Consider the following 21542-nt stretch of genomic DNA (forward strand, 5'->3'; position numbering starts at 1 on the left):
TGATGCGGATTCTGAGGCTAAAGTCTCGTCACTTCCTGACGGGCTTTTTGGTCTCGCTGCGCGATGGCGGGTTTCATAATCACTGCTTTATAAGGAATTACCCCAGTGTGTTCGCTGCCCAACTCCTGGGCGGCTCCCAGGGACAAATCCAATGTGCGGGGCGGAATGTATGGGCCGCGATCGTTAATCCGCACAATCACTGACTTACCATTATCTAAGTTTGTCACCTTTAAATAGGTATCAAACGGCAACGAAGGATGAGCCGCCGTTAAGTCATACTGGTTGTAAGTTTCTCCATTCGCCGTCAAACGACCGTGGAAATAAGGCCCATACCAAGATGCTAAACCCGTGAGAATTTCTTTACTTTCCTGTAACCCGTACATCTGAGATTGGGAATTAGCCAAGGTCAAGGGTGGAGCAGCCAGGGCTTGACGGAGATTATTAATCCAATTCAAAGCTAACTGTTTTGGGCGATCGTTTAATTGTTCCGCCAAGGTTTCCGAGACAATCAATAACACCTCTGAACCAACTTGAATTGCTGGTTGGTTATGGACTATCGTGGCCTCGATCTGCTGTGGATCAAAATTAGGATCTTGCAACAATTGTTGAAGTTGTAAGCCAAGTACATGGGCAGAAATTGGGTCAGGCAGTTTGCCAACTAAACATCCACCAACCCAAATTTCATAAAAAGAATCCAGAGAATCCATGAATTGATAGTTGGGGCTGGTGGGATATGATCGCACCACCTGCACCAGGGTCGCTGTCGCTGTCGCTTTGGCAGGGGTAGTTCCGGGGATGGGCAAAATTTCATCCATCCATTGCAACATGGTTTGAGTCGGATTGTCCGAGTCACGGTTGTGAGAAATTAGTTGCCCGGAATTCGCCGCCTGGGTGTCCGTCAACCATATGGGCAAAAATGATGAGAATTGGGTTTTGGTTTTAATCGGGTCAGGTCGTTGACAAACTTGGCTTTTGCTTGATTTTTTTGAGAGGAAAGATTGCAACAATGGCTTAATCAAACCCTCATGCAACTGCAAATCGCTGGACATTTGACCGGATGATTTTCGGCGCTGCTTATGGGACTGTCCCCGTTTCTGAGCCGAATTATGAGCCGAATTATGATCCGAATTATATGCAACTAATAAAACATTAGCCGCATAAGAGTTATGCCCCGATTCAGCCGCCATTAATACAGGGTTACTCGATGAGAAAAAATCAAGTAACCAAGAAGTGAGCCAAACAATTCCTAGATATTCCATAATGAAAGAATGAACGATGACTGTCTACCCATAGGCAGACTAAGAAATTCGTAATAGATTACACGCTGATGCCAAAATAATCAAATGTGTGGGGATCAAAGTGGAAGCGACTAAAAAATGAGTCAACCCATTGATCCCAAGCACAAACTTAATTATACTCATCATAATTTTTGAGGCTCTATGAATTCATTAGAATTTTTTATCGTTGATGTATTTGCGGAGACTAAATATAGCGGCAATCAACTGGCTGTATTCCCCCGCGCTGGTCAAATTTCCCCGGAAATAATGCAACGAATAACCAAGGAAATTAATTATTCAGAAACCACGTTTATCACCCATCACGAGGCGATCGATGGGGGATATAATGTTCGCATTTTTACCCCTGCCCAAGAGGTTACCTTTGCCGGACATCCGACTTTGGGAACGGCTTATATTATTCAACGCGAATTAATTAAGGCTCCGGTGGCTCAGGTGAATTTAAATCTGCTAGTTGGTCAAATTCCTGTGACATTTGCCTATCAAGATGGCCAAGTGAGTTGCTTACAAATGCAACAAAAGCCGCCGAAATTTGGACAAGTCATCGACCCTGGGGCTTTGGCAGAAGTATTGAATTTAGAGGGTTCTGAAATTGACGTTCGCGGTAGCGGTGCGGAACACTATCGCTTTCCTTGCCAAGAAGTGTCTACGGGAATTCCATTTATCATTGTGCCGTTGAAAAATCACCATGCATTAAAACGCGCAAAAGTCAATAGAGATAAATATTTTAAATTAATTGAAACGACAGACGCGAAATGTATTTTCATCTTTTGCCCGGAAACCAATCATCCGCAAAATCATTTAAGTGGACGGATGTTTGGGGATTATTTGGGAGTACCGGAAGATCCAGCCACGGGTAGTGCGAATGGCTGTTTGGCGGGGTATTTGGTGAAGTATCGCTATTTTGGGGAAGATAATATTGATGTGCGGGTAGAGCAGGGATATGAAATCGATCGCCCGTCTCTGCTATTTTTGCAAGCATACCCGCAAGCAAACGGGGAAATTGCTGTGTTTGTGGGCGGTTCGGTGCAATTGGTGGCGAAAGGAGAATTTCTCTAATTATTCTCTAATTATTCTCTAATTATTATGATGGATGAAGTTTTAAAACAATGGCTGCGATCGCCCCTGAATTATGGATGGTTCACTTGATATTTATTTGCGTCACCAGGTGAACTAATTCTGGCAAAATCAGGGATGCCATCGCCAGTTTGACTGCCCCTGAAGAACCGGGAAGGGAAAAAATTAATTTAGATTGATAGACTCCGGCGATCGCCCGTGAAGCGATCGCCCGTGAGCCAATTTCTTGATAACTTAACCAGCGAAACACCTCTCCAAAACCGGGTAGGGTTTTTTCTAACAGAGAGGCGATCACATCGTAAGTTGTATCCCTGGGAGCAATTCCGGTGCCACCATTAAAAATCAATGCATCTAAATCCGGACGCTGGCACCACTGTATAAGTTTACCTTGAATCTGATCTGGTTCATCTGGCAGAATTTGGTAAGCGTTAACCCGATGACCGGCATCGCCGAGCAACTGCTGAATTAGCTGACCACTGCGATCGGTTTCTACGGTGCGCGTATCACTGACGGTAATCACCGCACATTTCACAGTGATGGGGTCTGAGTCGGGATGAGGAACTTTTGACATTGATTTAAAACGGTGGCGATCGCGATTACGGATGAGTAATTTTACCAAAAAAAACTATGACTTATTCAAGCCTAATCCATGATCCTCGGCGTAGCGTTCCATAAACCGCATAAACCGATCCCACTCTGCCGCAGATTTCATAATATGAAGGGCTTCAATGCCGACTGGTTCACCATTGACGAATTTCGCCTTCACATCTCGGCAAGTAATTTCCCCTTCTTCATCCACCAGATACATCCCCGTAATTTCATTCAGATTATCTTTATCCAAAGCCTTGGGGCGATCGAAAAAAAAGGTAGCGGTGCTATTGTTGCCACTGCGAGAGCGAGTCAAACGCACATCTGGCACCACTTCTTCGTCAACTCCCCTGGAAAATTGAATTGTCGCCATAAGCTGTTAACTTTTGTAAACGATTAATGATTTTTATTCTCGCATTAATTAGAACCCGATACAAATCTGATCGGTTGTTCTTGGTTGTTGGTTGTTGGTTGTTGGTTGTTGGTTGTTGGTTGTTGGTTGTTGGTTCTTGGTTGTTGGTTGTTGGTTCTTAGACTGTTATAATGTTTTATCTGTTATCTGTTATTTGCAGAATATAAAAACTCTCCTGGGGAAAAAAGCACTACCTTTGCTCTGGATGCAAGGACTCAGAGGCGATCAGGCCAAATTGATTAATCCGGTGAATTAGCTGATATAAGCGACCAAAATCCCGCCGGTTAAAATGCAATACCAAACGGGGCAGCTTTTCCGTCTCATCTCCTTGTTCGGCGGGCAATGCGGCACTTTTAGTAATTGCTCCACTCAGCAAAATATCGCTAAAATCCGCATTAAGTTCTGCCACCGTAGCATCGGACAGTTCACATTTGAGCCGCAACACAAACTGCTCGTCTACATAACGACTGGAGTGATAAACCTGATAAAAGTTGGCGATCACCTGACAAGCTTCATCCACATTATCGGTAATCGTGTAGAGACTCGAATCGTCAGGGCTAATCAAACCCCTTTGGGCTAAGTTCTTCGTAATATAGGCTTGCCAGTCTTGCCAGTAGTGTCCTCCGGGTGGATCGATCAGCACCAGAGGGGCAGGGCCAAAGCGACCATTTTGGGTCAGGGTCAAGGTTTCAAACGCCTCATCCAGGGTGCCAAAGCCACCGGGAAACAGCGCGATCGCATCACTTTCCTTGAGAAAAAATAACTTACGAGTGAAAAAATACTTAAAATTAATCAGTTTCTCATTTTCGGCAATAAACGGATTGGCGCTTTGTTCATGGGGCAACTGAATATTCAGACCAAAAGAACAGTGAGTTCCAGCCCCTTCATTTCCCGCTTGCATAATCCCGCCACCGGCGCCGGTCATCACCATAAAGCCCAATTCCGTGACTTTACGGGCAAACTCAAAGGCCATCCGATATTCTGGACTATCTGCGGCTAATCGGGCTGAACCAAAAATGGTCACTTTTCTGACATGGCGATAAGGCTGAAACACCTCAAAGCCTTGCTGCATATCTTGCAACGCAGCACTGAGAATTTTCCAGTCCAAACGTGAAATCTTGTCACCTTCAGCGACCAGAGCCAAAATCGTCGCCAGCGATCGAGAAATCCATTTCTGATACGGCAAGTCAGGGAGTTGCTCTAACAACTGATCAACCTGTGCATCAAGAGAAAAAGAGGAAGAAGAATTAAAAGAAGCCATAAGAGGGTTGGCAGCGGGAGGACAGTCGGCAAATTGAGTTGGCAATTCTAAAGAGAACATTAGAGAACATTAACATTGCCGCTGTTTAGCTAAGAAGTTTTTTTCAAAAAAAGAAACCCCGCACCAGGGTCTGCCCGGACGGGTTTTTCCTTGCGGAGCAAGCTGAAACTCATCGACGCCAAAGGGAGCAACATCCCGGATTGGGTCAGGTAGGGGTTTTGTTAATTCAACCCATACCTGACCCAACCCGACCCAAAGACGATCCAAAGCGTTCAGCTTGTTTTGGCTGGGGCAGACAAGCACTAGAGATATTTTTCTAAAGTATTTGCCAAGGTGGTTTTTGGCACTGCGCCCACAACCATATCAACCCGTTGACCTCCTTTGAAGATCATCAGGGTAGGAATACTGCGGATTCCATACTGACTCGCCACATTGGGATTTTCATCGGTGTTCAATTTGACCACTTTTAGCTGACCGGCGTACTGTGTGGCTATTTCATCCACCACAGGCGCCACCATCCGGCACGGACCGCACCACGGTGCCCAAAAATCAACGAGTACGGGAATTTCACTGTCAAGAACTTCTTGCTTAAAAGTAGCATCTGTAACAGGGGCTGCTGCTGACATTGTTGCGAATCCTTTTCTCAATAGTTTTTCTGAGATTAATGTATCCCCGACTGCCGCGTTTTAGTGTGAAGGCCGCAAAAGAGCCGAGATCAATCAGCGCTTTATTGACCCTTCTGATCTACGGGCAAAAGACCCTCGCCAAACGGTTGACTTTACCAAATTAGACAAAAAGTCAAACAGGAATTACTTCCTTGGGCAGCGGAAAGCGGTTACTCAGATGAAAAACCGGGCTATTTTTTTTGATTACAGCACTCTTTCCGCCAAACGGCAAGTCAACCAACCTAAGTTTACGGCGTGAGCTTGTCAGGGACTACAGGTAATTCTACCATCCACTCAAGCTCACGGAGTGAACCTACAAGTGGATTTGGCCATTAAACATTAAACATGAAAAATTGGCGAGGTTTTCTTTAAGCCGTCTTTGGCATTAAATCATTAAAGCCTTTCAATACATTCAAGGGGTTCAGAAGCGTTGTGTCACATGACCACCAAGGGGTTACAGCGACAGATATTAAATGATCGTTAATTCTTAGACAATTCTTAGACGAGTGACATCCTGAAATGTTGTCAGCGGGATCAGACAAGGGAAGATCCTGAAACAGCAGACGATCCATAGTATATAGGAGGGGATAGATCATGCCAAAAAGGAACCGCCCGAACAAGGTTCGGGCGGAGTGTGGTGTGAGGAGTGAACGGAAACATGCGTCTCCGCTATTCTCTATTGTAATCAATAGATCGGTTTAATGCGTACTAAATCAGTTAAAATTTTCAGATTTGACACAAAACCAGGCTTCTTTAAGGAGTGCAACATTTAACCTTCCTAAAGCGCTCACTCCTGAGCATTTAGGGTAGGTACAGCATCACCAATAACGGTGAAGGCTGTAGCGGGCAAAGCTCGCAACATAATGTTGCTTTTCGCCGTTGACATCTCGTGGAAGTCGGAACCCGCAATTGGGACATTGAAAAATCTTGGCGCCACCGAGTCGGTTGTGAATACGACCGCAATTGGTGCAGGTTTTGGATGTGTAGGACTCGTTACACCGAATCCCCAAAACACCATTCCGTTCAGCCATCGCGCTCAAAGCTGCTGCAAATCTGGAATGACTCCATGTCAGCATATTTCTCACCGACTTGCGGTTGATTTTGCGCCCTGACTTAATCACCATCTCAGAAACCTGATAGGTCGGCAAAAAGATGGTTTTATAATTCCTCACCAAAAAGGATGCCACCAAGGGGGTGTAAGTCTTTAACTAAGCCAGAAATCCGCTCCCTGAGCAGGTTAGCAGCTTTTATCATCAGATATAGCTTACGTTTAGATTTGGATAGGGCAGCGCGACTCAAGAGATGGTCTAGGTGCGAACACAAGCGATTGATGCGTCCGATGTCTCCCCGTCCCACCTCTAAAATGCCGTCCCCGTCATATCCCGTCAAAAAAGCCCGATTGCCCGGGTCTAATGCCATGACTCCGGTGTTTAATGAGCTAGTTTCTGTAACCCGCACCGGAATACAAGCCAGCCATTTTCCTCTCTGATCAACCAGTTCAGTGCCGTAAATACACTCTGTTGGCATTGGTTGAGATGCCTTAAAAGTTAAACCCTTGGTCGTTCTTGGATACCAAGTTCCGACTTTAAACTGAATTGTTTGTGACTTGGCTCGACAAGACTGAAAGCGGGCAACGCCACCGTTGCGTCTGGCTTGCCGAAAGGCATCTCACCAGTCAAACTACTTACCCATTCCCAGTTGTTGGGCTTTTTGATACACCTTGCCTTCCGTGAGTAACGACGGTGCGATCACCACTTCCACCTCTTGCATTTCTTTCAGGTTCTTGGCGCCTAAAGTTCCCATGCTGGTTTTTAATGCCCCTAGGAGGTTATGAGTGCCATCGTCAAGTTGTGCCGGTCCACGCAAAATTTGCTCCAAGGTGCCGGTGCTGCCGACGCGAATGCGAGTCCCGCGAGGTAATACGGGGCTAGGAGTGGCCATGCCCCAGTGATAACCGCGTCCGGGAGCTTCTTTGGCTCTGGCAAAAGGAGAACCAATCATCACACCATCTGCGCCACACGCAATACATTTACAGATGTCACCGCCGGTAATTAAGCCACCATCGGCAATCACAGGCACATATTTACCTGTTTCCCGATAAAATTCTTCCCGGGCGGCGGCACAGTCAGCCACTGCCGTGGCTTGGGGGACGCCGACACCTAAGACCCCACGAGAGGTACAAGCTGCCCCAGGGCCAATTCCCACTAAAATCGCTGCCGCTCCAGCTTTCATTAATTTAAGAGTGACTTCATAAGTGACACAATTGCCTAAAATAACTGGCACTGGCATTTCGGCACAGAATTTTTCTAGGTTTAATGGGGTGACTGACTCTGGAGACAAGTGATCCGTAGAAACCACGGTTGCTTGAATAAAAAATAAGTCAGCACCGGCTTTGGCGACTACGGAGCCAAATTGAGATGCACCGGCAGGAGTGGCACTGACCGCCGCAATTCCCCCTTGGCTTTTGATTTGCGAAATCCGCTTTTCAATTAACGCTGGTTTAATCGGCTCGGCATACAGTTGCTGCATCAGAGAGACAAATTCTTCTTTGCCGACGGAGGCAATGCGATCGAGTACAGGTTCTGGATCGTCATAACGAGTTTGGATCCCTTCGAGGTTGAGAACTCCAAGGCCTCCGAGTTTAGATAACAAGACTGCCATCTTTACGTCCACCACACCATCCATTGCACTGGCGATGATGGGAATTTCTCGCTCAATGCCACCGATCGCCCAAGAAGTATCTGGCAAACTCGGATCAATGGTTCTGGTTCCAGGAACTAGGGCAATTTCATCAATTCCGTAAGCGCGGCGAGCCGTTTTACCCCGCCCGATTAAAATATCCACTTCTTTTATTTATTCCCAAGACTATTTAAGTTACATTAGCAAATTTTGGAGTGTTCAAAAGTACAAATTTCGTATTTAGGGGATAAAAGTCCGGTTGAGGGGGATCCTGGAGCGGCTTTCGAGTTTGGCAAACACAAGACTTTCCTCTAATATTGTTCTAGAGGAATTTTGGCTAAATCGTGACAGAATTGGCATGGGTTTCCCTGTTGAATCCCTGTTAAATGGGTTAAGCTTTTGTGAAATCCAGGTTTGTTGACAATTTGTTGACAATGTTGACAAGATGAATGCCGATGATCCATTCCGGCGCTTGAACCAGTTGGGCAACTGTCAAGGGTAGACCAGAAAGGGGCATGAGACTTCGCCTCTGAGTCCGAGCCCCAGAAAATTCCTGCTTCGCAAAGGATTTCATCGATGAAGAATATGGATTTTCTACCAGGCTTGTCACCCACTCTGGGCAGTCAATCGTCAAACTTGCCTATTGGCTGACAATTGATTTAAGGGAGTCGGGTAAATTGAACACAGAATCAGTGAAGTTTAATCCCTATCAATCCTCAAATAGTAATCCTTTCGGTTAGTTTGCTCGGAGGAACAACTCACGAATCAATCAGGTCATAGAGCATTGGATGCAATATTTTTTGGCGGATTTGATGCCATGATGAATATTACCTTGGCGATTCTTCGTGCTGGGTTTTCCCTAATAAAATAGGGTGGCTCATCCGACGAGGCTGAAATTTGTAAGTTACTCAGTAAAGTTTAGTAAAATAGATTGATATAGATTGATTCAGATTTGTCAAGTTTACTGATTTTGACTAAACAATTTTATTTTTTCTTTATGGGCATGGGAGGGAGTATGAAAGCTTTAAACTTATTAAAGTTTTTAAGTCTAAGTTCTACAATGGCGATCGCCTTTAGTGGGTCAGTGCTATTGACGCCAAAGGCTCAAGGGTTGACTGGGTATGAAAATCCTCAGCAGTTCGCCAATTTTCTCCAAGCAGATCAGTCGCTTTTACAAGCACAAGCGCAAACTCAAGCACAAGCAGAAGCACAAGCACTAGAGCGCGATCGCCAACGGATCTCTGAACAGGTGATTTTACTCCATCGGCAAATGGTTGGGCCCAATGCCAGTCTATCGAGTCGCCACTTGGCAGCTTATGTCAATTGTATCGAGCAAAATGTTTGCACTTGGGATGATGTTCGCGCTCACATTGCTCATACTAACCCAGTAGATAATCGCTATCAAGGTCGCTCTGAGGATGAATATAGTCGTCGTCCCATTGGTTCATCTTCCAGAGATAATCGCAGCATTAGCCAGCGCCATGGCGATCGCTATCGTGATGATGAATATCGTGATTATGAATATAATGATGGACAAGTCCTCCAAGCACAGTCAAGAGAACGCCAGCAAATCGAGGAACAAGTACGAAGACTGTATCGGCAAATGCTAGGTAATAATGCCAGAATTTCTCGCCGTGACCTGCGGGATTATGTGAATTGCATTGAGCGGGATCGCTGTGATTGGGACGATGTGCGTGAAGAGATTGCTTATAGTGATGCCGGAGAGGAGGCGATCGAGGAAATTTACCAAGAAGTTCTCGAACGAGATCCAGATCGCGGGGGGATGAGAACTTACCAAGATCGGTTAGCCGATGATTGGAATATTCAAGATATTCGGGAGGATATTGCCGAAAGTGATGAAGCGGAACAGGCAATTAATCGAATTTATCGAGAAATATTGGGACGAAATGCTGATAGCAGAGGGTTAAGAACCTATCAAAGAAAGCTTTCTGAAGACTGGAGTCTCGATAAAGTCCGTCGCGATATTGCCAACAGTGATGAAGCGAGAAGACGGCGAGGCGGCTAAGATTTTCCTGTAAAAAAAAATCCGATATCGCTATGATATTATTGTGGCGATATTCGTGAATTTAAAACATATCGTAATTTGATGTTTCTCATTAAAAATACTCTAAATACAATATACAATTGAATATTTAGAGTATTTTTAATTTATTGATGGTGTTTAAATCAAGATTTTAAAAAAGTAAAAAAAACCGGTTTAAATTTTACATTTAATAAAATTGTTCGGATAAATTTGATCGGTGAATCGGTTATGCAAATCTCCTGTTATATTAAATTTTGGAGAGTATTTCTTAGTTTGACTCTTTTCGGTTTAGGTTTTTCGGTCTATTTCAGTCCGCTAGTTTCATCAAAATATCGAGAATACGCTTTCAATTTTGCTAAGAAATATTTGGAAATATTTTCACAAGAACTGACAGAAAAAGCGTGGGGTAATGTTGGGGCGATCGCTTATCCTGCTGGCGATCGGTTGATGATCGGTAATAATTCTAAACCGCAAAGCTTAGATGAGATTCAAAAGGAATACTTACGACCACATTTTGGTGATTTAGTGGATCGGGTCATGGTGGTCTACAGTGCTTTGCTGATGGAAGATTGGGTGGCGGCTAGTTTTCAAATTAATGTCGGCAGATCTAATGCTCAAGTTTATGGTCATCGCATCTATATTCGGGATATTTATCGCCCTGGTGATTTACAGCAAATCGTTTTGTTAGCCCACGAACTGTATCATTGTAAGCAATATGAAGAGCTAGGCAGTCTCAGTAAGTTTGGTTATCATTATTTTTTGCAATATAAAAAAGCTGACGAGAAATATAACCAAAATATATTTGAGCAAGAGGCGTTTAAATTTGAAAAGTTTTTTGCCAGTTGGTTGGCCAACGAAGTGAGAGTAAACGGAACTAGAAGCCGAAATAGAAAAGCAAAAAAATCTTCTGATATTGCTTTAGAAAATGAAGATTAATTTATGGATCAACAAAAATAATAGCTGGGATCAAATTATACCGATAAGCTATTTTATTAGAAAAAATAGTTATATTTTCCTAGCAAAACGCTGGCCGGAATCTTCCTCGCTAAATTCTTACAGATATCCGTGGGGATGACAGTCTCGGTGGGAACAAATTATAATAGATTCACGACCATGATTTATAAATTTTTATGAATTTTTCGAGGGAATTTATCACGATGACATTATCAAAATTATCTCCAGCATTGTATTTGTTGCTGGCTTTGACGATCGCCTCTTGGTTGGGACTGGCAGAACCAACAATGGCCGCAACCGATCGCACTCCACAGATGGCCGATAACCCAACTGTAATCGCGTCGGTGGTACATCCTCAAACTCCCCTCTCCCAAGTGCGCGGTGATTTGGCTGCTGTTTGGAAGAATCACGGAGTTTCTGGATCCCAAATTTGGCTGACCAGAAACGTCAATGATGGATTAAAAGATTTACCTGGATGTGCTTGTGCCGCTTGTAGTGGGATTAATCGGGAAATTTTTTCCCCGGTAGGATAACAGTCACCGTGGTTCCTCGATCCACCTCGCTAGATATGTGGATTTGTCCTTGATGATTTTCTACAATGGCGCGGGCGATCGCTAACCCTAATCCCGATCCAGTCGGCGAAAACTTTGCCTCACTTTGATGAGAATGATGTCTGGCTGGATCGACGCGATAAAACCGCTCAAAAATTTGTGGTAACGACTCAGCAGGGATACCAATGCCGGTATCCCTGACTTTTATCTGTAAAGGTGGAGACTGTCCCTGGCGAAAGTTTAGGGGATCGCACTGTAATTTCACTTCAATATCTCCCCCAGTGGGAGTGTATTGCAGGGCATTGGTTAATAAATTCGTAAACAGTCGGGTTAATTGTTGACTGTCCCCCCGCAGGCTGAAGATATTGCCCCGATCTCCTGTCGAGACAATTTCCGCTTCTAATTCTGGGGAGAATTCCTGGGGTGTGGCAATATCCAGAAACAAGGTAATGCCTTTTTCGGTGGCGATCGCTTGTTGTTCAGAAATCACAGAAATCAGCAACTCATCCAAATGCACCGTTTCCCAATTGGGTTGAACGATGCCACTATCTTGTCTAGCTAGAAATAATAGATCGTCCACCAATCGCCCTAAGCGTCTGGTCAAGCGTTCGATCATTTGTAACTGTAATCGTTGGGTGGCGGATTCCAGATTCGGATCCGCTAGGGCTACTTGCACGTTGGTTTGAATTATCGCGATCGGACTCCGCAGTTCGTGGGAAGCATCGGCGGTAAACTGTTTCAGCCTTTGGTAAGATTCGCGCACCGGGGCGATCGCCAGCCCGGAAAGCAACCAACCAATCACCCCCACACCGATCGCCATCACCGCTGTCCCCACACTTAAATCCCAAATCAATTGTCGAATGGGTTTAGTAAATTCAAACCAGGGATGACTCACGCGCAAATAGCCTAAGACCTGTCGCCCATATTCCACTCGTTCGGTAATTTGTCGTAACCACAACTCGTGACTATTGCCCACTAAATGCACTGTTTCTCCAGTCCGGTTGGGATGCAAGGGCAGATTTAAGGACTCAGAAAACGTTGCCCAGAGTAACTCTCCCGTAGGACTAAACCACTCTAAATCAATATGATCGTCTTCCACCGCGTTGGTATTATTGCGAAAACTGGCTTCGACATTAACTCGCAATCCACCTTGAGAATTCGGTGAAATCACCAGCGATCGCTCCACTACTTCCACCACGTGCTTGAGGGTATCGTCGATGCGATCGATTAAAGTATTCCGCACATAAAAATAAAAACCTGTGGCAAATACCAGCAGTAAAATCGCGGTGACGGTGGTGTACCAAAGAGCTAACCGACGGCGAGTGGTTTGAAACATAACTTCTTTTTGTGGTTATTGGTTGTTGGTTATTGGGTAGGGATTCTTTGGTTGTTGTTTGTTCGTTGTTGTTGGGTAGGGATTCTTTTGTTGTTTGCTCCTCCGCTCCGGAAGCTCCTCCGCTCCGGGGCAACCACCGCCACGGAAAAGCCCCTACCACTGTCCTCCCCCGCTCCCCTACACCCCACACCCCACACCCCACACCCCACACCCCACTTATATCGTCTGTTTCTGCAAATTGATGCACGGTTCCCCATGACAGTGATTCACTTCAACTAGGACATGAGAAAGAGAGGGAATATGGCTAAGTAAATTCTTATAATATTCTGGTGGCTGAGGATAATGTGTCACCAAAGAAATGGTCGCCGCTAGATGATTTTCGCTCAGTTTCCAAACGTGCAGATCGGTGACTCGATTATCCGAGTCTTGCTCAATTGCATTTAAAATTGCCAAATTGATGTCTTTATCAATTGATCCGTCCAGCAAGGTTTCACCGGTTTCAGTCACTAATCCATAAGACCATTTGGCAATCACTAATGCACCAATCAAACCCATGACCGCATCCAGCCAAACCCAACCTAAAAACTTGCCCGCGAATAAGGCAATAATGGCAAAAAGAGAAGTTAATGTATCCGCTAAAACGTGAATATAAGCAGCACGAAGATTATGATCGTGGTGGTCATGGTGGTCATGGTCGTGGTCATGGTCGTGGTGATGATCGTGGTGATGATCGTGATGATCGTGTAATAGGAAAGCACTGACAAGATTGATAAATAATCCAATCACTGCGACATAGATTGCCTCATTGAACTGAATCGATGTCGGTTGAAAAAGACGAGTCAATGACTCGACGGCGATCGCCAGCGCAATCACTGCCAGCACAATTGCACTGGTAAAACCACCCAGTACAGTCACTTTGCCGGTGCCAAAGGTGTATTTAGGATTGCGTGCATTTCTCCGGGCATATTGATAGGCAAACACGGCAATTCCAAAGGCTCCGACATGGGTGGCCATGTGCCAACCATCAGCCAGCAAAGCCAGGGAACCAAAGGTTGTACCAGCGACAATCTCAGCCACCATTGTTACGGCTGTCAGTAACAGGACTATTTTGGTTTTTTTCTCTGCTTCATGTCGCTCAACAGAAAAATCATGGGCGTGTTGCCATTCTTCAAGGGTATGGATGTGCATAAAAATTCTCACAAAAGACTTGGGCTGAATTCTTATAGCGGTTTTCAGATTGGTCAACCACAAATCTCGCTTAGGGCAAAGCATGACCTCATTAAATCTCTGCTTTTAACCCTCGAATGCGGTCATGCTTTGCCCCTACCAAATCATCTGTGGTCTATTCAACAGAAAACCGCTGTAATCTCTAGCTTATAATTTTTTTACTCCCTGTAAACTCCTTAGCCTTACGGACAAACCGCTGATGAAAGTAAATTTTTTAATTTTTTAATTCTTGCACACGCTATTCAGGACAACGACCCTTTTTCCCATCAGGCATAATCGCATTACACAAATTAGCGTCTCTAAGATTGGTATTGGTCGTATCTGCCCTCAATAAATTGGCTTCGGTGAAATCAGCCCCCTGAGTTTGAGCCGAAATCAACACGGCATTCAACAGTTGTCCTCGGAGTAAATTGACGCCAATTAGGTTAGCTTCTCTGAGGTCGGCATTTTCCAAGTCAGCTTTTTCTAGGTTAGTGCCACGAAAGCTGGTATTCATCAACTGACTATTTCTCAGGGTGACACCGGGCATTTGCGCCCCGTCTAGACTAGCCCGACTTAGGTTGGCTTGGGCTAAATTGGCACTGGTGAGGTCGGCACCTCTGAGTTGTGCGGCGGCTAAGTTCACCCCAGTCATTTGCGTATTGCTCAGGGAAGCTCCATTGAGATTGGCTCCCCGGAGGTTGGCTTGTTCGAGAAAAACTTCACTCAAATTCGTGCCACTCAGGTTAGCTTCTTCCAGGTTGCTACCCGCAAGGTTAATTAAGAATAAGTTGGCTCCTACCAGTTGCGCCCGACGAAGGTTGGCATTGAGTAGGTTGCTGCCGGTAAGTTCTGCGCCTCTAAAGTTGACGTTTTCTAAGTTGGTATTGCTCAGGTTGGCACCACTGAGATCCGCTGCTCTTAAATCACTGCCTCTGAGGGTGGCGCCGGTTAGATTGCTGGAGCGGAGATTGGCTCCCCGGAGATCAAAACCACTGAGATCCGCACCAATAAGATTACAACCGGCACAATTTTTGGTTTGTTGCAATTGTGTGAAGTCGGATGGGTTATAGCGGCGTTCGCGGCCTTCGCCGCGGTGCGGAGCACCTTCGGGAATAGATTGACCTACCGTAAAGGGGACTGTTTCGCAGAGAATAATTAACAAAGCAATAAAAACGATGGTCAGGCTTTTTCTGATGTAACGGGGAATCATTGTTAAGCTGTTTAAGCGAGAATGTCGGTAATTTTTGATTTTCAATCGATAGCCCCCTCGTTGGCGCAGATATTTTAGGAGATTGCTTTCCGACCTAGTTGCATCTTATCGGTAATGGCTAAATATGAATTGTAAATATGGACTGTAAATATGGACTGTAAATGTTGAGTGCGGCCACCTCTTTGCGCGACAGGCGATCGCGCTAAAAGTTGTTAGACTGCGGTTTTTGTGGCAGGTTCCAAGATCGATTGACCCTCTGCTCTCTCGTTCCCTCGCACTCATAATTACTCTCATGGTGCCTCCGGGCGTCACCAGCCTAACCCTAAACAAAGCGAATCACTTTGTGAATCACTTTTAATGGAATGATAACTTTGAGAATTTTTCTATTTATAAGTGGTGAAAAATCGTTAAAATAAGTCTGAGGAAGATTTTTTCCAAGACTCAAAGAGTCTCTATTGCAGAATCGACTATGTTCTCTCATCCTATTTTTGACGATTCCTGTGAAGGATCCGATTCCGGGAATCGCGATCTCTCGGAATCCTTCTACAAAACATTGTTTAAGCGCTTGTGTGAGTCGTTTGACTATTCTACCCAAGCGCTTTTCAGTGAATGCATTTTTGGGATTGCCCCTTCTCCCGCAGGAGAAAACACTTTGTTTATCGTGGCGCCTTCCCAAGAAGTGTTAGAAAAACTGATTGCCCGCAGCGATCGCCTCCAAAATGAAGTGAATCGCCGCCTTCCGGGAATTAAGCAAACGGCGATTTGTGTTCAACCACCAGATGCCGATCGCGATCGCCTGCGGTCGTCATTGCCGCCGCAGTTCCCCCCGCAGTTTATGTTAGGCAAAATCTTCCGTCACTCTGCTGAAGATGAGTCAGTTAATTAACTAACAGAGCCTTTAACCATCTGAGTACGATTAACCAGGGAATTTTTTTCCCGATCGCACGAGCGCAACACTAATCTGACAAAAGATTTCAGAACCGGCAAATCCTCCGAAAGCGGAAGAGATTTGTTATTCTGAAATCTCATGTCGCCCCTGATTCCAGGTATGCATAAATTCTTCACTGGATCGTTAACAATTGAACGATTAAATATTCTCATTTCCCATCTGCCAGAATCCCTCAAAGGCACTAAACTTGTGCAATTATCGGACTTTCATTATGAAGGCTGGGGACTTTCAGAACAGTTACTCTTTGAGGCGATCGCCGCCAGCAATGCGGCCAAACCGGACTTAGTGCTCCTGACCGGCGATTATGTCACTGATAAACCAAACTCGATTCATCATTTAGTCCAGCAACTCAAACATTTAGAAAGTAGCGCGGGGATTTATGCCATCTTAGGCAACCATGATATTAAACCAAACGAATCCCGAACTGAAATAATTCAAGCCCTGACCAGTATTGGGATTCAGGTCTTATGGAACCAAATAGTTTATCCTTTTGGTGACGGTTTGGCCTTAGTGGGCATGGCCGACTTCTACTCTGGTGAATTTAACCCCAAAGCGGTGTTTCCCCATATCCCGGAACAAGTTCCCCGCATCGTTCTGTCCCACCATCCTGACACGGCTGCGATGATGTCTCGATGGCGGATTGATTTACAACTTTCCGGTCACACCCACGGGGGGCAAATTGTCTTACCCAGAATTGGTCCATTAGCGCCTAAGTTGACAAAAATTCGTCAGATGATTCCCCAACCTTTAAGCCGTTGCCTGTCCTCGATCAATAAAAAACCGGATAAAGTCATTCGTCATTGGGAATGGAGTCAGGGATTACATCAAATTAACCAAAATTTTCTCTATGTGAATCGCGGTTTAGGCACTTATTTCCCCGGTCGCCTATTTTGTGCCCCGGAAGTGACGGTGATTACGCTATTGTAGAGATATTTAAGGACTCGCTGAACCCAGAAACCCGGTTTCTAGTAGGGGCGAATGGCCATTCGCCCCTACTTGGTTTTTGCCAACGGCTGATCCAAGAAACCGGGTTTCTTCTTGAAAACTTACTTTTTTAGGCAAATGAAACTTATTTTAACGGCGGTGACAGGTTTGGCCATTCTCAATTTATTAATCGCCGGTTGTAGCAGTCAACCCACTACCCAAGAAATTATTCCGGCTCAACCGACAATGGCGATGAATTCGGCTGAAGTCAACCCAGTGATTTTAGCCAATACCCGGTTTGGCTTTAAACTTTTTACGGAACTTTATCGCCAAGCAGCCGATGAAAATGCAGCGGATGAGAATATTTTTATTTCTCCCGCGAGTATTAGTGCCGCATTGTCTATGACCTATAACGGGGCAAAAGCAGAAACCCAAAGCGCGATCGCCAATACTTTGGAAATTGCTAACATTCCCTTAGAACAAGTCAACCAAGGTCATAGTAATTTACAAAAATCTTTGGCTACCGCAGACCCAAAAGTGCAAGTAAATATTGCCAACTCTCTGTGGTTAAGCAAAACCACCACTTTTTTACCGGATTTTATCCAAAGAGTCGCGGAATCATACAGCGCTGAATTAAGTCAGCTAGACTTTAACGATCCTCAGTCACTTTCGACAATTAACAATTGGGTGAAAACTAATACTAATGATAAAATAGAAAAAATTGTCGATCAAGTAGACCCGAATCAAATTATGTTTCTGATTAATGCGGTCTATTTTAAAGGACTTTGGGCAAAACCCTTTGCTAAAGATGCCACCAAAGAGGCTGCATTTACCTTACTCGATGGTAGCACGAAACAGCACCCATTAATGAATCAATTTGGGGATTATCGTTATTATGAAACCGATACTTTTCAAGCGGTTAGTCTTCCCTACGGTGAAGGACGCTGGAGTTTTTATGTTTTTCTGCCAAAACCTAATGTAACTCTAGCCAGCTTTTATGAAAATCTAACCCCTGAAAATTGGGAACAATGGATGAATCTGTTTCGACTTGTCCCCGGTTCTATTACTCTGCCCCGCTTCCAATTAGAGTATGAAATGGTGTTGAATGAAACTCTGAAAATTTTAGGAATGGAAGTGGCTTTTGACCCAGAAAAAGCGGATTTTTCTGGCATTACTTCTGAAGATTCTTATATTTCCCAAGTGAAGCATAAAACTTTTATTGAAGTGAACGAAGAAGGCACGGAAGCAGCGGCATCAACTTCTGTGGGAATTGTCGCCACTTCGGCGCCACCACCGCCGTTTACAATGGTGGTCGATCGCCCATTTTTCTCGGTAATTCGGGATGATCAAACCGGGACTATTTTATTTATGGGTTCGATTGTGGATCCATAGCAGTTTTCCTGGGAAAATAATGTGATTTTTTGAGGATGATTCCTGGTGGTGTTAATGGCTTAATTTTTCCTGTAACCACTGGGATAAATCCTCTAGGTTATGCAAGTCTAAAATAGCGATCGCTAGTTCGGCTAATTGGTCAACGGATAGCTGCTGAATTTGTGCGATCGCGCTTTCCGGCACTTCCCCAAATCGGCGTTCCAGTTGACGTAATATTACACCCATTTGTCCTTGGACGACCCCTTGAGAAATTCCTTCTAAGCGTCCTTCAGCCAGCCCTTGAGCTAGTCCTTGCTCTTTGGCAAAAGTAATTTCACCCCGACGATCTTCAATCCACATTTCTCGTTTTTGCATTTCTTCTAATTCCGTGAGACTGACATTCGCTCGATTGGCAATTTTTAACGCTTTATCCAGTTCCGGTACTTCGGCCATTTTCGGGGGAATCACTTGTAAATTTGGGGTTTCTTTGAGGAAATAAATCCACTTTTCTGCTAAATGGTCTATCTCTTCTAGAGTCTTATTAAATTTCGGCAACTCCACAAACACCATTTTCATTTCTTGGTGAGGATAATCAAATAAAGCCCGGTCTTCTTTAAAGGAAAACTTGCTAATCACTTCCGGGCTATTTTTAAACATAATAAAGTCAGTAATTGTCAGGGCAATCACCGGCTTAAGCTGAGAATATCTAGCCCCGGACTCCAGTTGATTTCCATAGGTTTTGGCCAGATTATCTACGACTCTTTTTTCAAAGGCTCCCACATAAAGCAGTTGCATTTCAATAATCACCGTTGACCCATTGTTTAAGACCGCTTTTACATCCAGATAACTATCTTTTAAATCCACGATGGGTCGGGAGTTGTAGGGGTCGATGATTTCTAAATCTTTGATGGTTGGTTGTTCATCATAGATTAAGGCATTTAAGAAACTGATGAGAATATCCTTACTATCGCTGGAACCAAAGATTTTTTTTAAAGGCAAAGTCGGTTTTTGGGCTAATGAATTTCATGGGTGTTTCTCCTTGATTGGTTTAGCCTGGGTAATTGGGTGATAATTTTAATTTTTCTTTTAGTTTAGCGTAAATTCAGCTTCTCATCTATTTCCCTGGGGAATTGGTCTTGTAGCCACGGGTTTAAACCCGTGGCTATTTGATTTTCAATTATCCTTTGACTATCCTTTCACTACTCTTGCCGCAATGGGCATCCGCCAGCCAGTCCCAAAAGCGCGATCGGTGACTTTTAATCCTGGAGGGGCTTGACGGCGTTTAAATTCCGCACGAGTCACCAATTTGACCACACGGGCGATCGTTTCTGGGTTATGTCCCGCTGCCGCAATTTCTGCTTCTGATTCGTGCTTTTCTACTAACCGATGCAGGATATCATCTAAAATGTCATAAGCAGGCAGAGAATCTTGATCCACTTGCCCCGGTTTGAGTTCGGCGCTGGGGGCTTTGGTTAAGACGTTTTCGGGGATAATTTCTCTGGTATTTTTGCCCATATTATTACCAATCATCTCAGGACATTGATTTAACCAGTGACAGATAGAATAAACTCGCGTTTTTGGCACATCCGCAATGACGGCTAAACCACCATTCATGTCCCCGTAGAGAGTGCAGTAACCCACGGCCATTTCTGATTTGTTGCCGGTGGAAAGCAGCAAGTAACCAAATTTGTTGGCGATCGCCATTAACAAGTTACCGCGAATCCGCGATTGCAGGTTTTCTTCCGTGACATCACTGGGCAACCCCGCAAATAAACCCCCAAGAGATTTATCATAATCTGCCATTAAATCAGCAATTTTTAAAGTATGAGTTTTAATCCCCAGATTTTCCGCTAATTTTAAGGCGTCTTTTACCGAATGATCGGAACTGTAGGGGGATGGCATGAGCACTCCCAGGACATTTTCTGACCCTAATGCGGCAGCAGCGATCGCAGCTACTAAAGACGAATCGATTCCCCCGCTTAACCCCAGCAATGCCTGAGAAAAACCGCATTTTTGGGCATAGTCTTTGACCCCTAAAACTAAGGCGGCAAAAATTTCCTCATCTTCACTCTTTGGAGCTAATTCTACAGAGTTTAATTGGGAACTTGACTGTATTAAATGTAAAGACTTTTGGCTTTCATTCAATTCTAGAGTAATTAAATCCGCTTGAAAAGCCCCAGCCCGACAGACCATTTCCCCAGAGGAGTTAAATGCCACACTGTAGCCATCAAAAATTAAATCATCATTGCCACCTACTTGGTTGACATAAATTATCGGAGTCTGATATCTTTGCGCCGCGTGCCGCAGCATAGCTTCCCGGATTTTTTGCTTATTTACTGTATAAGGAGAAGCGGATAAATTAATCATTAAATCCACCTTTTCTTGGGCTAATTCGGCGATGGGATTACAAGGATATTGCCGTTTCCCCCAAAACTCCTCATCATTCCACAAGTCTTCGCAAATAGTCACACCAATTTTTAGATTCCTGTCATCTAATTTGTCGTTTAATTTAAAAACATTAACCTGATTTCCCGGTTCAAAATAGCGATATTCATCAAATACATCATAACTGGGCAACAGTCGCTTATGAAATACTTGTTTTATTTCGCCATTTTCTAACCAAAAAATACTATTAAATAGTGGTTTGCCTCCGGTGGTTTCCGCTTGGGCATTTTCTTGGGCTGCCCCAACTAAAACTCCCATTGATGCTGGTAATTGATTTGCCAGGTTTTTCAGTTGTTTTAACATTCCCTGAATAAAACTCGGTTGTAATAGTAAATCCCTGGGAGGATAACCACATAAAGAAAGTTCAGGGGTTAGTAATAATCGAGTTCCTACTTTGGCCGCTTGTTCAGCCGCTTGGAGAATTTTTTTGGCGTTGCCGCTTAAGTCTCCAATGGTCGGATTGAGTTGAGCGATCGCAATTTTCATTTTGTTTGGTTATTTGTTAGAGTGAATATTGATTCTTGTTTCTTGATTCTTGTTTGTTGATTGTTGATTCAGCAATGTTTTATATT

Annotated in this window: 22 protein-coding genes; 7 read left to right on the plus strand and 15 right to left on the minus strand. The window is 44.4% G+C overall.

What is annotated here, in order from left to right:
• Nucleotides 1-17: 17 nt before the first annotated feature.
• Nucleotides 18-1259: a septal ring lytic transglycosylase RlpA family protein gene (locus AM228_RS19555; RefSeq protein WP_082348958.1), complete on the minus strand. Its 1242-nt coding sequence runs from the start codon at nucleotides 1257-1259 to the stop codon at nucleotides 18-20.
• Between the two features lie 180 nt (nucleotides 1260-1439).
• On the opposite strand from AM228_RS19555, the gene AM228_RS19560 reads away from it, so the two are divergent.
• The gene (locus AM228_RS19560; protein WP_054468366.1) at nucleotides 1440-2354 is read left to right on the plus strand and encodes a PhzF family phenazine biosynthesis protein; all 915 of its coding nucleotides are present in this window, start codon (nucleotides 1440-1442) and stop codon (nucleotides 2352-2354) included.
• Nucleotides 2355-2436: 82 nt separating this feature from the next.
• Here the strand turns inward: AM228_RS19560 and AM228_RS19565 are convergent, their stop codons facing one another.
• The 8 genes from AM228_RS19565 to AM228_RS19605 form a co-directional block, all read right to left on the minus strand.
• Complete coding sequence (locus tag AM228_RS19565; protein WP_054468369.1) at nucleotides 2437-2943, minus strand: molybdenum cofactor biosynthesis protein B; 507 nt, start codon at nucleotides 2941-2943, stop codon at nucleotides 2437-2439.
• A 54-nt stretch (nucleotides 2944-2997) separates the two neighbouring features.
• Nucleotides 2998-3333, minus strand: a complete 336-nt coding sequence (gene psb28, locus AM228_RS19570; protein WP_054468371.1) for a photosystem II reaction center protein Psb28 — start codon at nucleotides 3331-3333, stop codon at nucleotides 2998-3000.
• Nucleotides 3334-3562: 229 nt separating this feature from the next.
• Nucleotides 3563-4633 carry an LOG family protein gene (locus AM228_RS19575; RefSeq protein ID WP_054468419.1) on the minus strand — a complete coding sequence of 357 codons (1071 nt, stop codon included), beginning with the start codon at nucleotides 4631-4633 and terminating at the stop codon, nucleotides 3563-3565.
• Between the two features lie 302 nt (nucleotides 4634-4935).
• Complete coding sequence (trxA, locus tag AM228_RS19585; protein ID WP_054468375.1) at nucleotides 4936-5259, minus strand: thioredoxin; 324 nt, start codon at nucleotides 5257-5259, stop codon at nucleotides 4936-4938.
• A gap of 857 nt (nucleotides 5260-6116) precedes the next feature.
• Nucleotides 6117-6422 carry a zinc ribbon domain-containing protein gene (locus AM228_RS36890; RefSeq protein WP_072160856.1) on the minus strand — a complete coding sequence of 102 codons (306 nt, stop codon included), beginning with the start codon at nucleotides 6420-6422 and terminating at the stop codon, nucleotides 6117-6119.
• Between the two features lie 34 nt (nucleotides 6423-6456).
• Nucleotides 6457-6825, minus strand: coding sequence for a hypothetical protein (locus tag AM228_RS19595; RefSeq protein ID WP_054468377.1), 369 nt, complete (start codon nucleotides 6823-6825; stop codon nucleotides 6457-6459).
• A gap of 153 nt (nucleotides 6826-6978) precedes the next feature.
• A complete protein-coding gene (locus AM228_RS19600) occupies nucleotides 6979-8142 on the minus strand; it encodes a GuaB3 family IMP dehydrogenase-related protein (RefSeq protein WP_054468380.1) in 1164 nt (387 codons plus the stop codon).
• Nucleotides 8143-8368: 226 nt separating this feature from the next.
• Nucleotides 8369-8611: a hypothetical protein gene (locus AM228_RS19605; protein WP_156331913.1), complete on the minus strand. Its 243-nt coding sequence runs from the start codon at nucleotides 8609-8611 to the stop codon at nucleotides 8369-8371.
• 336 nt (nucleotides 8612-8947) lie between these two features.
• On the opposite strand from AM228_RS19605, the gene AM228_RS19610 reads away from it, so the two are divergent.
• The 3 genes from AM228_RS19610 (at nucleotide 8948) to AM228_RS19620 (ending at nucleotide 11508) form a co-directional block, all read left to right on the plus strand.
• On the plus strand, nucleotides 8948-10003 hold the full coding sequence (locus AM228_RS19610; RefSeq protein WP_156331914.1) for a DUF4214 domain-containing protein: 1056 nt from the start codon (nucleotides 8948-8950) through the stop codon (nucleotides 10001-10003).
• 384 nt (nucleotides 10004-10387) lie between these two features.
• Complete coding sequence (locus tag AM228_RS19615) at nucleotides 10388-10957, plus strand: DUF4157 domain-containing protein (protein WP_156331915.1); 570 nt, start codon at nucleotides 10388-10390, stop codon at nucleotides 10955-10957.
• 221 nt (nucleotides 10958-11178) lie between these two features.
• Entirely contained in the window at nucleotides 11179-11508 is a 330-nt protein-coding gene (locus tag AM228_RS19620) for a hypothetical protein (RefSeq protein ID WP_054468390.1), read from the plus strand.
• Here the strand turns inward: AM228_RS19620 and AM228_RS19625 are convergent.
• The 3 genes from AM228_RS19625 to AM228_RS19635 all read right to left on the minus strand — a co-directional run bounded on the left by AM228_RS19625 (nucleotide 11477) and on the right by AM228_RS19635 (nucleotide 15326).
• The gene (locus AM228_RS19625; RefSeq protein WP_054468391.1) at nucleotides 11477-12862 is read right to left on the minus strand and encodes a cell wall metabolism sensor histidine kinase WalK; all 1386 of its coding nucleotides are present in this window, start codon (nucleotides 12860-12862) and stop codon (nucleotides 11477-11479) included. The genes AM228_RS19620 and AM228_RS19625 overlap by 32 nt on opposite strands.
• A gap of 216 nt (nucleotides 12863-13078) precedes the next feature.
• Nucleotides 13079-14050, minus strand: coding sequence for a CDF family Co(II)/Ni(II) efflux transporter DmeF (dmeF, locus tag AM228_RS19630; protein ID WP_054468421.1), 972 nt, complete (start codon nucleotides 14048-14050; stop codon nucleotides 13079-13081).
• Nucleotides 14051-14327: 277 nt separating this feature from the next.
• On the minus strand, nucleotides 14328-15326 hold the full coding sequence (locus AM228_RS19635) for a pentapeptide repeat-containing protein (protein WP_156331916.1): 999 nt from the start codon (nucleotides 15324-15326) through the stop codon (nucleotides 14328-14330).
• Between the two features lie 424 nt (nucleotides 15327-15750).
• Here AM228_RS19635 and AM228_RS19640 point away from each other — a divergent pair, with 424 nt between their 5' ends.
• Together AM228_RS19640 and AM228_RS19645 are read left to right on the plus strand one after the other, a co-directional pair.
• A complete protein-coding gene (locus AM228_RS19640) occupies nucleotides 15751-16167 on the plus strand; it encodes a hypothetical protein (RefSeq protein WP_054468393.1) in 417 nt (138 codons plus the stop codon).
• A gap of 252 nt (nucleotides 16168-16419) precedes the next feature.
• Nucleotides 16420-17157, plus strand: coding sequence for a metallophosphoesterase (locus AM228_RS19645; RefSeq protein ID WP_369817779.1), 738 nt, complete (start codon nucleotides 16420-16422; stop codon nucleotides 17155-17157).
• 6 nt (nucleotides 17158-17163) lie between these two features.
• Here AM228_RS19645 and AM228_RS36295 read toward each other — a convergent pair whose 3' ends face one another.
• A complete protein-coding gene (locus AM228_RS36295; protein WP_255353227.1) occupies nucleotides 17164-17292 on the minus strand; it encodes a hypothetical protein in 129 nt (42 codons plus the stop codon).
• Here AM228_RS36295 and AM228_RS19650 point away from each other — a divergent pair, their 5' ends adjacent.
• Nucleotides 17293-18546 (plus strand): serpin family protein, encoded by a 1254-nt coding sequence (locus tag AM228_RS19650; RefSeq protein ID WP_054468395.1) that lies wholly within the window; start codon nucleotides 17293-17295, stop codon nucleotides 18544-18546. It abuts the gene before it with no gap.
• 51 nt (nucleotides 18547-18597) lie between these two features.
• Here the strand turns inward: AM228_RS19650 and AM228_RS19655 are convergent, their stop codons facing one another.
• Both AM228_RS19655 and AM228_RS19660 read right to left on the minus strand, forming a co-directional pair.
• Complete coding sequence (locus AM228_RS19655; RefSeq protein WP_313890620.1) at nucleotides 18598-19524, minus strand: Rpn family recombination-promoting nuclease/putative transposase; 927 nt, start codon at nucleotides 19522-19524, stop codon at nucleotides 18598-18600.
• A 189-nt stretch (nucleotides 19525-19713) separates the two neighbouring features.
• A complete protein-coding gene (locus AM228_RS19660; RefSeq protein ID WP_054468397.1) occupies nucleotides 19714-21456 on the minus strand; it encodes an NAD+ synthase in 1743 nt (580 codons plus the stop codon).
• Between the last annotated feature and the right edge of the window lie 86 nt (nucleotides 21457-21542).

Source organism: Planktothricoides sp. SR001 (assembly GCF_001276715.1).
Taxonomy (GTDB): Bacteria; Cyanobacteriota; Cyanobacteriia; order Cyanobacteriales; family Laspinemataceae; genus Planktothricoides; species Planktothricoides raciborskii.